Consider the following 14,255-nt stretch of genomic DNA (forward strand, 5'->3'; position numbering starts at 1 on the left):
TGCAGCGTCATCGGGCTCATGGGTTCTGCACATGAACGCCACAGACTGTTTTTGCAAGGGGAGCGGCGCCTGAACGCCGCCCGAAGGGGATTTTCGATGCGTGCTCTCATCATCTCGGGCCTCGTTGCCCTGGGGCTGGCCGGCTGCGCGGGCGATCTGGCTCTCACCCCCAAGGACGCCGTCCTGGCAAGTTCCACTAGCGACGCCGCAGAGGCCGCCCGGCTGATCTCGGCCTACCGCGTGGCGCAGGGCCTGAGCCCGGTGACGGTGGACTCGACCCTGAACAAGGCCGCGGAGCATCAGGCCCGGGCCGTGGCGGCGGCAGGCCGGCTCAGCCACGGCAGCTTCGTCAGCCGCATGAACGATTACGGCATCATCGGCTACTCGGCCGAGAATCTCTCCGCCGGATCGGACACGGTGGACGGGGCCATCGGTCGCTGGAAGGCTTCGCCCGGCCACAACAGCAATCTCCTGATGCCTCAGGCCCGCAAGATCGGGCTCGCCCGCGCCGATGCGAACAACCGCTACGGCCGCTATTGGGCGCTCGTTCTCGGGCAATGACGAAGGCACAAAAGGAAGGTTGAAGCGTTAGGATAGACCTTCCTCTCCTTTGCGTTTCGCATGACCCATCAACAGATGCTCTCCTTCGCCATCGTCGCCGGGATGATGGCGCTCTTCGTTTGGGGTCGCTTCCGCTACGATCTCGTCGCCGTCCTGTCGCTGCTGGTGGCCGTGCTCGTCGGTATCGTCCCGCCCGACAAGGCCTTCGTCGGCTTCAGCGACGACATCGTCGTGATCGTAGCGAGCGCCCTTCTGGTGAGTGCCGCAGTGGCGAAGTCCGGCATCCTCGAGGCCGGGCTCAACCGGGTCGGGCCGTATCTGCGCACGACGCAGATCCAGGTCATCGTGCTGGTCGGCGTGGTGACCGTTCTTTCGGCCTTCGTGAAGAACATCGGCGCGCTGGCGATGATGATCCCGGTGGCGTTCCAGATCGCCCGTCGCACGAACACGCCGCCTTCGAGCTTCCTCATGCCGATGGCCTTCGGATCGCTTCTCGGCGGCATCGTCACCCTGGTGGGAACCTCGCCCAACATCATCGTCTCGCGGATGCGGCAAGAACTTCTGGGCGAGCCGTTCGGCATGTTCGACTTCACGCCCGTGGGAGTCGGCATCGCGCTTGCGGGAATCGTGTTCCTGGCCTTCGGCTATCGCCTGCTGCCCCAGGGCCGCAAGGGAGCCGCTTCCCTCGACGCGGCGCTCGACATCAAGGACTACGTGACCGAGGCACGCGTCACGTTCGAGTCCGACGTGGTCGGGCAGACGGTGGCGGATCTTCACAGGCTCGCCAACGGGGAGGTGAAGGTCGCGGCCATCATCCGCAACGAAACCCGCAGTTCCTCCCCTCTCCCGGATGCGAGGATCCAGGAGAACGACGTCCTGATGCTCGCGGGCGAACCAGATGCGCTCGAGAGCGCCGTCGCGCGGGCCGGCTTGCGGATGAGCCGCGAACACCGGTTGCCCGAAATCGACGAGGCCACGGACGAGATCGGCGTCATCGAGGCCATCGTCGGGCCGAATTCCGTCCTGAGCGGCCTCTCGGCCGAGCGGATCGGCCTTTACGAGCGCTTCGGCGTCAACCTCATCGCGGTCAGCCGAAGCGGCGAACGGTTCAAGGAACGGCTGCGCACCATTGTGCTGCGTCCGGGTGACGTCATCGTGCTTCAGGGTAATCTCAAACGGCTCCCCGACACCCTGCGCGATCTCGGCTGCCTGCCGCTGGCGGAACGGGAGATCCGCCTCGGCAGCGCGCGCAGGAGCCTCCTGCCGGCCGCGATTCTCGCCGTCACCATGATCCTGGTCGCCTTCAACATCCTGCCCGTCGCCATCGCGTTCTTCGGTGCGGGCGTGCTGCTCGTGCTGTTCGGATCGCTGACCTTGCGCGAGGCCTACGAGACCATCGAATGGCCCATCATCGTCATGCTCGGGGCGCTGATTCCCGTCAGCGAATCGATCCGGACGACGGGCGGGACGGACCTGATCGCCGGCTGGCTCTCCTCGACCGCCAGCATGCTGCCGCCGACCGGGGCGCTCGTGCTCATCATGGTGGCCGCCATGGCCGTGACGCCGTTTCTCAACAATGCCGCGACGGTGCTGGTGATGGCGCCGATCGCGGCGAGTTTCGCCACCCAGCTCGGCTTCCGGCCCGACGCCTTCCTCATGGCAGTGGCCATCGGGGCGGCCTGCGATTTCCTCACGCCCATCGGGCACCAGTGCAACACGCTGGTGATGGGGCCAGGCGGCTATCGGTTCGGCGATTACTGGCGGCTAGGGTTGCCGCTTTCGATCCTGGTGGTTGTGGTCGGCGTGCCGCTCATCATGCTGGTCTGGCCGCTGCGGTAGAGCATCGGCCCCGAGAGTGGGAACCATTCTCGGGACCAATCCGCTGCGTCATTCTCGCGGTCAGCGCAGGATGGCCGTGAGGAGCAGGGTGGTGCCGGCCACCGACGTCGACAGGGCGACGATCATGGCCCAGAGATGCAGCCGGTCCCGCTCCTCCTGATTGAGCAGGGGCCGGTAGCGCGCATCCGAGCGGCCGAAGATGAAGCTGGCGTTCCGGGCCGGCCGGGGATCGTGGGGCAGCACGCAGAAGCTCGACCGCGCCGTCTGAGGGCGGGCGCTGTAGGTCGGTTCGCGGGAGAGCTGCTGGGTCATGGTTCAAGCGCTACACAGGACTGGATTGCGAGCGCGAGGTTCGCCCTGAAGCCGTGAAGGAGTGGTAAAGGCGTGAGGTCACTTTCCGCCATCGTAAACCAAACCTTTCTCGCTCCGGGAATTTTTGCTGTGGATTGTCGGGATGCCGGGAGGGCCGCCGTTTCAATCTCTGCGTCTCTATAGCTACATTATGACGTAACTATGGAGCGGAGCTTGGTCAGGACTGCGACCCGATTGGGTGTTTTTGCAACGATGCTCGTCCTGGCGGCCTGCAATCAGACGGGAGCGCGATCGGTTGGCCTCGGCATCGCGGCTGATCTCGATCCGACGGGGTTCTCCCGAGAGGCCGTCGATCTCGCCGAGAGCGTTCCAACCGTGCAGGAGCCGGGCGCGCGGGAGATCGATTACAGCAAGTTCGCATCACGTCTCGCCGATGTGGCCGCCGGCAACACGGCGCGACCGAACTATCTCAGTGAACTCGACCGTCATAACAGCATGATGATGGCCATGCAGACGGCCGGGATCACGCAATCGGTGGCGCATGCGGCCATCGGCGGAGCGTTAAGCAATGGCGTCAGTTTGGTGGGCGCGATTCCCTCGCTTGCCAATCAAGCCGTGTCGGCGGGCATGTTGGCCGACCGCATGGCCCAGGTGAGGGCGCAGTCCAGTGCCGCCGCCGCCCGACTGGAGGCCGAGCGGGCGGCCGAGCAGATCGTTTCCGACGTGGACCGCCCGGCGGAGGCCCAGGCCGTTCTGTCCATCCTCGACGGCACCAGAGCTTCCAGTGCCAGCTGGTACAATCCCCAGACCGGGTCTTCCGGCAAGGTAAGCTTGAGTCCGGTCAACCGGACGATGCCCAAGGTGATGGATTGCCGCATCATCAAACGGGAATTGCGGTCCGGCAGGACGACGCGAAAGGGCGAGATGCTGGCGTGCCGCAGCAACGGGGAATGGTACGACGTCTCCTGACCGCAGAAATCGGGTCGTGCGGCGCTCTCGTTTGTGCCATTCCGGCTCGCGACTTGCGGGAAAGACACCATGGCACAGGCATCCATTCAGAAGAGCATGAATGCGTCCGATTGGGCGCTGTTGGCGATCCTCTCCGTCGTCTGGGGCGGCTCCTTCCTCTTCATCGGAGTGGCTGTCCGCGAGCTGCCGCCCCTGACCATCGTGGCGCTTCGGGTCGTCACGGCGGCCTCGGCGCTGCTCCTCGTCCTGAGGTGCATGGGGGTGTCGCTGCCGCGCGGCCGTCAGGCCTGGACGGCCTTTCTCGGGATGTCGATCCTCAACAACGTCATCCCGTTCACCCTCATCGTCTGGAGCCAGGGCCACATCGCCAGCGGCCTGGCATCCATTCTCAACGCGACCACGCCGCTCTTCACGGTCATCGTGGCCCATTACTTTACGGACGATGAGCGCCTGACAGGCCAGCGGCTCGCGGGCGTGATCGTCGGGTTCGTCGGCGTCGCCGTGATGATCGGGGCCGCGGCGTTCGCCTCGTTGGACGCGAGCATTCTCGCGCAGCTCGCGGTTCTCGGCGCGGCCCTGTCCTACGGCTTTTCAGGAGTCTTCGGGCGGCGCTTCAAGACCATGGGAATCCCGCCGCTCGCCACGGCGACCGGCCAGGTCACGGTCTCGAGCGCGCTTCTCTTGCCCACCGCGCTGATCGTCGACCGGCCCTGGACGCTGGCGATGCCGAGCACGGTGGCGATCCTGTCCCTCGCGGCTCTCGGCCTGGTCTCGACGGCCTTCGCCTATCTGATCTTCTTCCGCCTGCTCGCGCGGGCGGGCGCCACCAATGTGGGCCTCGTGACGTTCCTCATCCCGGTCAGCGCCATCGTGCTCGGCGTGCTCGTTCTCGGCGAAGCCCTGGCGGCCCGGCACATGGCCGGGATGGCCCTGATCGGGGCAGGGCTCATCCTGATCGACGGGCGGCTTGTCTCGATGCTGGGCGCCCTGTTCAGCGCGAAGCGTCCGGCTGAGCACGGAAGCGGTTGAACATCATGTCGGGTGCGCTGGTGTTGTGGCGGGAAGGAACGAGCCGTCCCATCCACGCATCGGTCGCCTTGCCGCCCTGGAAGTTCATGATCGGCTCCTCGCGCCAGGAGCGGGCCTTCTCCTCACGCACGGCGATCCGGGCCACATCCGCGTTGAACTCGGTCACGTACATGGAGCGAAGCCCCGCGAAGGGCAGGCCGGAGACGCCCTGATCGAAAGCGACGTCCAGGGTCATGCGCTCCTCGTTGAGAGCCTTGACGGCGACACTCGCCTTGCCGCCCTTCGCCAGGGTCAGCATGAAGGTCATGGTCTTCGGGTCGAAGGCGACATCCTTCAGGTTCACCACGGGGCGCTGGTCGAACTCCACCGGGCCGACGAGAAAAGAGGAGCCGTAGGACGTCCAGTCCAGGTGCTCGGGCGGGAGCGGCTTGATGCGCCAATAGCCATCGCCCGGATAGATCACGAGCACCTCCACGGCCTTGTCGCCGCGCTTCTTGAGCAGCTGCAGGAGATGGATCTTCGGCGTGACCTTGTCGCCGATGGTCACCGTGACGTCGCTCGGGCGCCAGAATTCGGTGAAGGACAGGCCCATGATGCGGATTTCGCCGTCCTCGTAGAGGGTCGACATGGTCGGGTGCGGCTTGGCCGAGGTTTCCTCGGAGATGTCCTCGCAGGCCGTCCAGTCCGGCTCCCACCGATCCTGGCGCAGGGAACCCAGATAGGCTGGATGCACGGCCTCGATCTGGAAATGCTTCACCTCCGGCGACGCGAAGTTGATCGCCACATTGTCCTTTTCGGCGCACAGCACCGGTTCGCTCGCGTTCGTCACGTCGACGGCCAAGCCGTCGAGGGTGGCGGCGGTCGCCGTCGAGGCAAGGCCGAGGAATCCGAGGGCGAAAAGCCGGGACAGGAAGAGGGGCATCGATTATGTCTTTACGGAAGCTGAAGCGCAGGGAAGCGCCAGAGATAGCGCGCTCCGACTATGCCGTCGAGCCAAGAGGCCTTTGCAGGCGAGCCTGTTGATTAGGTATGGCAGCCATCGCATCTATGGGGTTAGGGATCAGGGAGGCCTGTGGTAGGGTGAAAACCGTCCTGAAGCGTGGCTTTAAGGGCCTTTCGGCCCTGAAGATCCCCGTCTCCCGCCAGATTTGAGGCTGTTTGCCCGAGTGTTTCGAGAATGCGCCTGACCTTGAGCCTATCCGACAATCCCGCCACGGCTTCGGTCGAGCGGGCGATCATGGAGTTTCGCAGCGCCCGCCCCGTGGTGATCGATGGGGCTGAAGGGAGCGCGCTCGCCATCGGCGTCGAGGACCTGGACGAGGCCATGGGCGCCGAGATCGAGGCCGTTGCCGGCGGTCGAGCCCATCTCGTCCTGCCGGCGGCCAGGCTTCGCCGCCTCGGCCTCGAGCGGGAGGTTCCCGGCCGGGTTGCCCTGCCGGTGGTGGAGCGCAGCCGCGTGGAAGCCCTGGCGCTCCGGGTCGACAGCCGCATCGACGCGCCGGTCCGTCCGGCCGATGAGCTGGACGGGGAGGCCCTTGAACTGGCCCGCCTGTCCCTCGTGCTGCCGGCCGTGGTCGTCGTGCCCCTGGCGAAGGGTATCGAGATCGATCCGTCTCTCGTGCGCGTGTCGGGCGAGGCCATCCGGGGCTATCGGCGGGCCCGGGCAGCCGACCTCAAGATCGTCAGCCGGGCACCGGTCCCGCTGGAGGGAGCGCCTACCAGCGAATTCGTGGTGTTCCGCGGCGGCGAGGGGTTGCGCGACCAGGTGGCGATCGTGGTCGGCAAGCCGGATGTCTCGAAGCCCGTGACCGTGCGCCTGCATTCCGCGTGCCTGACGGGCGATCTCTTCGGCAGCCTCAAATGCGATTGCGGCGACCAGCTGCGCGAGACCGTGCGCTTCATGGCCTCGCACGAGGGCGGCATCCTGCTCTATCTCGACCAGGAGGGGCGCGGGAACGGCATCGCCAACAAGATCCGCGCCTACAAGCTCCAGGCGCAGGGATTCGACACCTATGACGCCGACGAAGTGCTCGGGTTCGAGACCGATCAGCGCCGCTTCGATTTTGCCGCCGTGATGCTCAAGGAGCTGGGCGTCGGCAAGGTTCGCCTCATGACCAACAACCCCGAGAAGATCGACGCGCTGGCCAAGGCCGGCCTCGAGGTCATCTCCGACCACCGGGTCCTGGGTCGTCCGACGGCGGAGAACGTCAGCTATCTCGCGGCCAAGCGCGACCGGGCCGGGCACTACATCGATCTCGACGGCATGCTGGCCTGCTCGCAGAAGGATTGAGCGCCCGTCGCGCCTCATACCTCACAAGATCCAACTTTCGTTTCTATTGCCGCTGTAGAACAATATCCTAGCTTTTTCCTGAGGCGGAAAGACCGCTTCGGCCCGACCGCCACGCCATGGGCGCCAGCCAGCGCTGGCGGGTACAGGGGAAAAGCTCATGTGGAGCCAAGTCTACAATCCATTCGGCAACGCGACGTTGTCGACCATTGCGGCGGCCATCCCGGTCGTCCTGCTCCTGGTGATGATCGCGTCCGGCAAGGTGAAGGCTCACATCGCCGCCGTCATCGCGCTTCTCGCGGCAATCGCGGTCTCCGTCTTCCTGTTCACGATGCCGGCCGGGCTTGCCACGCGCGCCGCCCTGTTCGGCGTCGCGACCGGCATGTTCCCGATCGGCTGGATCATCCTGAACGTCATCTTTCTCTACCGGCTCACGGTGGAGAGAGGATGGTTCGCGACGCTTCAGCAATCGGTCGGCGATCTCACGACGGATCGCCGCCTCCAGCTGTTCCTCGTCGCCTTCTCGTTCGGGGCCTTCTTCGAGGGCGCGGGCGGGTTCGGCACGCCCGTCGCGGTCACAGGTGCCATTCTCATCGGACTCGGATTCTCGCCTCTTGCGGCCTCCGGCCTATCCTTGATCGCCAACACGGCCCCGGTCGCCTATGGCGCCCTCGGCGCGCCGATCCAGGGCCTTGCCTCGGTCACCGGCTTCGATCCTTACGTTCTCGGCGCGATGGTCGGGCGTCAGCTGCCCTTCTTCTCGGTCATCGTGCCGTTCTGGCTGATCTGGGTCTTCGCGGGCTTCCGCGGCATGCTACAGATCTGGCCTGCCATTCTCGTCTGCGCCGTGTCCTTCGCGATCCCGCAATTCCTCATCTCAAACTACATCAATCCCTGGATCGTCGACATCGGCGCATCCCTGATCTCGATGGCCTGCCTCGTCGGTTTCATGCGGATCTGGCGGCCGAGGGAGATCTGGACCTCGCCGGCGCTTCGCACGCACGACATCTCGGCCGGCACCATCACGCGTCCGGCCCCGTTGGGCGCCGGCACGGCCAACGTGACGCCGAAGGCGAGCCGCAACGAGGTCATCCGGGCCTGGGTGCCGTGGATCATCCTGTCGGTGATCGTCGCCATCTGGGGCACGGGCTGGTTCAAGGCGCTCGTCAACCCGATCTTCACCTGGAACTATCCGGTTCCGGGCCTGCACAACATGGTGCAGAAGGTTGCGCCCATCGTGGCCAATCCGACGGCGGAGCCTGCCGTCTTCGCCTTCACCTACATGTCCTACACGGGCACGGGCGTGCTGATCGCGGCGATCATCGCCGGCTTCGTCATGGGCTTCTCGCCCCTGCGGCTCGTCACGGCCTGGTTCGAGACGATCTGGGTGCTGCGCTACTCGCTCATCACCATCGCGGCGATGCTCGCTATCGGCACGCTGACGCGCTTCTCGGGCGTCGACGCGACGCTCGGCCTCGCCTTCGCCGGGACGGGAATCCTCTACCCGTTCTTCGGCACCCTGCTCGGTTGGCTGGGCGTGGCGCTGACGGGGTCCGATACCGCATCCAACGTGCTGTTCGGCGGTCTCCAGAAGATCACGTCGGAGCAGCTTGGATTGTCGCCTGTCCTCATGGCGGCGGCGAACTCGTCCGGCGGCGTGATGGGCAAGATGATCGACGCGCAATCCATCGTCGTGGCGTCCACGGCGACGAACTGGTTCGGCCATGAGGGGAGCATCCTGCGCTTCGTGTTCTGGCACTCCATCGCGCTCGCCTGCCTGGTCGGCGGCCTCGTCATGCTGCAGGCCTATGTCTCGCCGTTCACGAGCATGGTCCTGCACTGACCGGATGACGGAAGACAAAACAAAACCGCCGCCGGATCTCTCCGGCGGCGGTTTTGCCGAGTGGATTTAAGCGTCTCGCATCCTTTCACGCAAAACCGGTTCCCGGTTTTGCGCTCGATGCTCTATCGCGCCGGCATGCCGGTTTCGACGATCTTCGCCCAGAGCGAGACGCCGTAGGGGCTCGCCTCGTCGTTGAAGTCGTAGGCCGGGTGGTGGACGCCCGCCGTGTCGCCGTTGCCGAGGAAGATGTAGGCGCCCGGGCGCTCCTCCAGCATGTAGGAGAAATCCTCCGCGCCCATGAGCGGGAGCACCGTGGTGTCGACGGCGTTCTCGCCCGCCACGGTGCGCGCGACATTCGCCATGAACTCCGTCTTGTCCGGGTCGTTCATGGTCACCGGATAGCCGCGGTCGTATTCGACCTCGGCCTTGGCCCCGAAGGCCGCGCAGACGTTCTCCACGATGGCGCGGATGCGGGTCTCGGCGAGGTCGCGCACCTCCGGCGAGAGGGTGCGCACGGTGCCGAGCAGGGTCGCAGTCTGCGGGATCACGTTGAACGCCTCGCCGGCCTTCACGGTGCAGACGGAGACCACCACCGAATCGAGCGGGTCGGCGCTGCGCGACGCGATGGTCTGCAGGGCCGTGATGATATGGGCCGAGATGACCACGGGATCGATGCAGTCGTGCGGGCGCGCCGCGTGGCCGCCCTTGCCCTCGATCTGGATCGTGAACCGGTCGGCCGCGGCCATCATGGCGCCGGGCCGGATGGCGAACTGGCCCACGGGAATGCCCGGCATGTTGTGCATGCCGTAGACCTCATGCACGCCGAAGCGCTCCAGCAGGCCGTCCTTGAGCATTTCGTTGGCGCCCCCGCCGCCTTCCTCCGCCGGCTGGAAGATCACCACCGCGGTGCCGTCGAAGTTGCGGGTTTCCGCCAGATACTTCGCGGCGCCGAGCAGCATCGCCGTGTGGCCGTCATGGCCGCAGGCATGCATCTTGCCCGGCACCTTGGACTTGTGGGGAACGTCCGTCGCCTCTTCGATGGGGAGCGCGTCCATGTCGGCGCGCAGGCCGATCACCTTGCCGGAAGTGTTCGACCGGCCCCTGATCACGCCGACGACCCCGGTTTGCCCGAGGCCGGTCACGACCTCGTCGCAGCCGAAGCTCTTCAGCTTCTCGGCCACGATGCCGGCCGTGCGATGCACGTCGAACAGCAGCTCCGGGTTTTCATGGAAGTCGCGACGCCAGGCGGTGATTTCATCGGCGAGATCGGCGACGCGGTTGATGATCGGCATGTCGTTCCTCAGGGGCAAGAATCCGGAAGCCGCCAGCCAAGCAGAGGCAATGCCCCTCCGTCAATCCTTCCCCGAGCAGAAGACAGCCGTATTAATTTGTGCGGCGCAGAACGGCCTTGGGGCGCTTCGTGCGGAACTGCCCGCGCTCGATGGCGACGAAGATGAGGACCAGGACCAGGAGCGCCGTGAACCACCAGACCTGGGTGGTGCCGATGCCGAGGCAGCCCAGGGTATAGGCACAGGCGAAGGCGGCCATGATGCTCGGCGCCACGGTGGCGCGATGACTCTCGGCGCCGACGACGACCTGATACAGCAGGACGCTGCCGGCCACGGCGCCCACGAGGCCGAGCTCGTACCAGATCTCGAACAGCAGGGTGGACGGAGCGCTCGGCGGCAGCAATCCGACGAAGCGTCCGCGCAGGGCCGTCTCCAGGCCATGTCCGGTCAGAAGCCGCAGCGGCTCATCGAGGACGATCTGGCGCCACGCCTCGATGCCGAGCGCCGTCGGCGAGCCGGCGCCGAGGAGGCCTGCCGCCAGGGGCTTCAGGAGGAAGGGCAGGGCCGGCGCGAACAGCAGCAGCCCCGCCATGACGAATCCGGTCAGGCGGGCGCCGAAAACCGGGTTCCAGGCCGTGATGACGAAGACGACGGCGCCTGCGGCCAAACCGTAGAGGGGCAGGCCGTCCCGGGTGAGGAGGGAGCAGACGGCCACGGCGAGCGCAAGGACGAGAGCCTCCAGGTTGCGCCCTCGCGAATGGAGCCATGCGATGGCGGGCCAGAGCAGCAGGACGAGCATGAGCATGCCGCGCTCCAGGCTCGGGCCTTCCGGATCGAAGCGGCTGCCGCCGGTCAGTTTCAGCCCGATGGCGATCACGGCCGCAAGGCCGACGCCGACGGGAAGAAGATAGAGGTTGGCCGAGCGCATCCGCTCTGGAATGGCGAGATACCCGCCAAGGCCCATGAGGGCCATGCCGATGATGTTGAGAAGCCGCTCGGACGCCTGCGGCAGGAAGGGGGTCCAGGCCAGGGACAGCCCGGCCCAGAGCAGCAGGACGAACCCCGCGATGCCGCCGGGGGAGGTGGCAAGGCCAATGAGCTTATCCCAGGCGTTTCTGGCGCTTCCTTCGAGCACCGAGGCGAGGACGAGGAGGATGACAGCCAGGGGGGCCATCACGACCAGGGCGCGGCGCGTGAACAGGGCCGCCAGGGGAACGGCGAAGAACAGGAGCGCGAAGCCGAGGCGCCGCAGCATGGCGGCGGCATCGGCTGACGGATTGGCCGCTTGGGCGATGGGACGGATCATGCGGGCGGTCGATCGACGGTTGAGCATTCAGGAGCGGGAAGCCTAGTGGACGAGAGTGTGAAAAGCTGTAGGTGCGATGCAACACACGCCCTCCTTTGTCTCTCCCCCAGGAGGGTTATAGCCCTCCTTCGCCGCTGCCTTCTGATGTCACGTTCCTGGATCCGGCCCGGGAGGTGATGACATCGCGGGTTGTCGTCCCCGGCGCACGCAATGCGGGAAGGGGGCCATGGCGCTGAGCGTGTGGGTGGTTTCCCTTCCCCTCCGCTGCGCTCCGGCCGGGAATGACACCGAGGATGCTTCTCCTGGTTCAGCGCAGCCCAAGTCCGCTTCGCTCAGTCCCTCTGCCCGCGGATGAAGTTGATGATCCCCGAGAAATCGTCGCCCTCGTGCCCGGCATTGTTGAACAGGGCGTAGAGCTGCGCCGCCTCCGCGCCCAAAGGGGTCGAGGCTCCGGACGCGAGAGCTGCCTCCTGGGCCAGCTTCAAATCCTTGAGCATCAGGGCCGCGGCGAAGCCCGGCTTGTACCCGTTATTGGCCGGGGAGGCCGGTACGGGGCCGGGCACCGGGCAATAGGTGGTGAGCGACCAGCATTGGCCCGAGGACGTGGAGGCGACGTCGAAGAGCGCCTGATGCGACAGGCCGAGCTTCTCAGCCAGCACGAAAGCCTCCGCCACGCCGATCATCGAGATGCCGAGGATCATGTTGTTGCAGATCTTCGCCGCCTGGCCGGCGCCCGCCTCGCCGCAATGGACGACCTTCTTGCCCATGCTGGACAGGATCGGTTCGGCCCGGTCGAAAGCCTCTTTCGTGCCGCCCGTCATGAAGGTGAGCGTGGCGCCCTTCGCGCCGCCGACGCCGCCCGACACCGGAGCGTCGAGGCTCGCCAGATCGCGTCCCTGCTCGCGCGCCATCACGTGGGCCTTGCGGGCACTCTCCACGTCGACAGTGGAGCAGTCGATCAGCAGCGCGCCTTCCTTTACGGAGGGCAGAATGTCCGCCCAGACCGAGAGCACATGCCGGCCCGCCGGCAGCATGGTGACGACGATGTCCGCATCCCTCACCGCATCGACTGTCGAAGCGGCGATGCTTGCGCCGTCGCTCCGGGCCTGATCGCAGGAGGCGGGCGACAGGTCGAATCCGGTGACGCTGTGGCCCGCCTTGACGAGATTGGCCGCCATGGGGCCGCCCATGTTGCCGAGACCGATGAACGCGATGGTGGTCATGAGAATCCTCCCGTCTTGTTATGCGATGTTGCGATGAGGGCCGCCGTCACGCGCCGCGCGCTCTCCAGAGTGCCCCGGCCAAGGCAAAGCCGTAGAACCACAGCATGAGTGAACCGAAGACCTTGTCGAGCGCCGGGTTCAAGCCCGGAAAGAATACGGCGAAATGGGACCCGACGGCCGCCATGATCAGCATGCCCGGAACGGCGACGAGCGTCATGGCGCGCAGCCCGGCTTTCGCCGGAACGCGCAGGATCGCCGGAGCCGACAGTCCGAGCACCAGGCCGAGCGCTCCTCCGATCGTGAAGTTGAGCTGGAACGGTCGGCGTCCTTCCAGGAAGAACCATGGGCCCGCGACATGGAACAGCGCGAAGATGACGGCCGCGAGGCCGAAACCGAGACCGAGGGATCGTACGATCATCGATTGCCGCGTCCAACCAGATCGCGCGCCACGATGAGCCGCATGATCTCGTTGGTGCCTTCCAGGATCTGGTGCACGCGCAGGTCGCGCACGATCTTCTCGATGCCGTAATCGGCCAGATAGCCGTAGCCGCCATGGAGCTGCAGGGCGTCGTTCGCCACCTGGAAGCCCACGTCGGTGGCCATGCGCTTGGCCATGGCGCAGAGCTTCGTGGCGTCGAGCGCCTTGGCATCGAGCGCGGAGGCCGCGCGCCACAGGAAGGTGCGGGCCGCTTCGAGTTCGGTCGCCATGTCGGCGAGCTTGAACTGCAGCGCCTGGAACTCCGCGATGCGCCGGCCGAAGGCCTTGCGGTCGTTCGTGTAGGCAAGCGACTTGTCGAGTGCGGCCTGGGCGCCGCCCAGCGAGCAGGCGCCGATATTGAGGCGTCCGCCGTCGAGGCCCGACATGGCGATCTTGAAGCCCTGGCCCTCGTCGGAGAGCCGGTTGGCGACGGGCACGCGCACGTCCTCGAAGATCACGGCGGCGGTGGGCTGCGCGTTCCAGCCCATCTTCTTCTCCTGCGCGCCGAAGGACACGCCTTTCATGTCCTTCTCGATCACCAGCGTCGAAATGCCGGAAGGACCGTCCTCGCCGGTGCGCACCATGGTCACGTAGATGTCCGAGGTGCCCGCACCGGAGATGAACTGCTTCACGCCGTTGACGATGTAATGATCGCCGTCGCGCACGGCCCTGGTCTTGAGCGCCGCCGCGTCCGAGCCCGAGCCCGGCTCGGTCAGGCAGTAGCTCGCGATCAGCTCCATGGTGACGAGGCGCGGGATGTAGCGGCTCCGCTGCTCCTCCGAGCCGTAGCGGTCGATCATCCAGGTCGCCATGTTGTGGATCGACAGATAGGCCGAGACGGCCGGGCAGCCGGTGGCCAGCGCCTCGAAGATGAGCGCCGCGTCGAGCCGCGTCATGCCCGATCCGCCCACATCGTCGCGGGTATAAATCGCCGCCATGCCGAGGTTTGCCGCCTCCCGCATCACGTCCACGGGAAAATGCTTCTTCTCGTCCCATTCGAGGGCATGGGGCGCGAGATTGTCCGCCGCGAAGGCAAGCGCCATGTCGCGGACGGCGATTTGGTCTTCGGTGAGAGAGAACTGGGTCATGGTCCTAAATCGTCACGGCAAGCGCGCTTCG

At 66.1% G+C, this 14,255-nt stretch carries 13 protein-coding genes; 6 read left to right on the forward strand and 7 right to left on the reverse strand.

Features of this window, described 5'->3' with window-relative positions; translation table 11 throughout:
* The first annotated feature begins 96 nt into the window (after positions 1-96).
* Positions 97-561 carry a CAP domain-containing protein gene (locus H0S73_RS05175; protein ID WP_181051159.1) on the forward strand — a complete coding sequence of 155 codons (465 nt, stop codon included), beginning with the start codon at positions 97-99 and terminating at the stop codon, positions 559-561.
* A gap of 60 nt (positions 562-621) precedes the next feature.
* Positions 622-2,400 (forward strand): SLC13 family permease, encoded by a 1,779-nt coding sequence (locus tag H0S73_RS05180; RefSeq protein WP_181051160.1) that lies wholly within the window; start codon positions 622-624, stop codon positions 2,398-2,400.
* A gap of 60 nt (positions 2,401-2,460) precedes the next feature.
* Here the strand turns inward: H0S73_RS05180 and H0S73_RS05185 are convergent, their stop codons facing one another.
* Positions 2,461-2,712, reverse strand: coding sequence for a hypothetical protein (locus tag H0S73_RS05185; protein ID WP_181051161.1), 252 nt, complete (start codon positions 2,710-2,712; stop codon positions 2,461-2,463).
* Positions 2,713-2,946: 234 nt separating this feature from the next.
* Here H0S73_RS05185 and H0S73_RS05190 point away from each other — a divergent pair, with 234 nt between their 5' ends.
* Together H0S73_RS05190 and H0S73_RS05195 are read left to right on the forward strand one after the other, a co-directional pair.
* Positions 2,947-3,681 carry a hypothetical protein gene (locus H0S73_RS05190; RefSeq protein WP_181051162.1) on the forward strand — a complete coding sequence of 245 codons (735 nt, stop codon included), beginning with the start codon at positions 2,947-2,949 and terminating at the stop codon, positions 3,679-3,681.
* A gap of 69 nt (positions 3,682-3,750) precedes the next feature.
* Entirely contained in the window at positions 3,751-4,710 is a 960-nt protein-coding gene (locus tag H0S73_RS05195) for a DMT family transporter (protein ID WP_181051163.1), read from the forward strand.
* On the opposite strand, the gene H0S73_RS05200 is transcribed toward H0S73_RS05195, so the two are convergent.
* Positions 4,673-5,632: a hypothetical protein gene (locus H0S73_RS05200; protein ID WP_181051164.1), complete on the reverse strand. Its 960-nt coding sequence runs from the start codon at positions 5,630-5,632 to the stop codon at positions 4,673-4,675. The two genes, H0S73_RS05195 and H0S73_RS05200, sit on opposite strands and share 38 nt — an antisense overlap.
* Before the next feature lie 255 nt (positions 5,633-5,887).
* Here H0S73_RS05200 and ribA point away from each other — a divergent pair, with 255 nt between their 5' ends.
* Positions 5,888-7,000: a GTP cyclohydrolase II RibA gene (ribA, locus tag H0S73_RS05205; protein WP_181051165.1), complete on the forward strand. Its 1,113-nt coding sequence runs from the start codon at positions 5,888-5,890 to the stop codon at positions 6,998-7,000.
* 157 nt (positions 7,001-7,157) lie between these two features.
* Entirely contained in the window at positions 7,158-8,840 is a 1,683-nt protein-coding gene (locus H0S73_RS05210) for an L-lactate permease (protein ID WP_181051166.1), read from the forward strand.
* A 122-nt stretch (positions 8,841-8,962) separates the two neighbouring features.
* On the opposite strand, the gene H0S73_RS05215 is transcribed toward H0S73_RS05210, so the two are convergent.
* From H0S73_RS05215 to H0S73_RS05235, 5 genes are all read right to left on the reverse strand, one after another.
* Entirely contained in the window at positions 8,963-10,132 is a 1,170-nt protein-coding gene (locus tag H0S73_RS05215) for a M20 aminoacylase family protein (RefSeq protein ID WP_181051167.1), read from the reverse strand.
* A 91-nt stretch (positions 10,133-10,223) separates the two neighbouring features.
* A complete protein-coding gene (locus H0S73_RS05220; RefSeq protein WP_181051168.1) occupies positions 10,224-11,435 on the reverse strand; it encodes a peptide ABC transporter permease in 1,212 nt (403 codons plus the stop codon).
* A 332-nt stretch (positions 11,436-11,767) separates the two neighbouring features.
* Positions 11,768-12,658: a 3-hydroxyisobutyrate dehydrogenase gene (gene mmsB / locus H0S73_RS05225; RefSeq protein WP_181051169.1), complete on the reverse strand. Its 891-nt coding sequence runs from the start codon at positions 12,656-12,658 to the stop codon at positions 11,768-11,770.
* A gap of 46 nt (positions 12,659-12,704) precedes the next feature.
* Entirely contained in the window at positions 12,705-13,076 is a 372-nt protein-coding gene (locus H0S73_RS05230) for a DUF5367 family protein (RefSeq protein WP_181051170.1), read from the reverse strand.
* A complete protein-coding gene (locus tag H0S73_RS05235) occupies positions 13,073-14,224 on the reverse strand; it encodes an isobutyryl-CoA dehydrogenase (RefSeq protein WP_181051171.1) in 1,152 nt (383 codons plus the stop codon). The genes H0S73_RS05230 and H0S73_RS05235 overlap by 4 nt, the downstream gene beginning before the upstream one ends.
* Positions 14,225-14,255: the final 31 nt, after the last annotated feature.

Source organism: Microvirga mediterraneensis, assembly GCF_013520865.1.
GTDB lineage: Bacteria > Pseudomonadota > Alphaproteobacteria > Rhizobiales > Beijerinckiaceae > Microvirga > Microvirga mediterraneensis.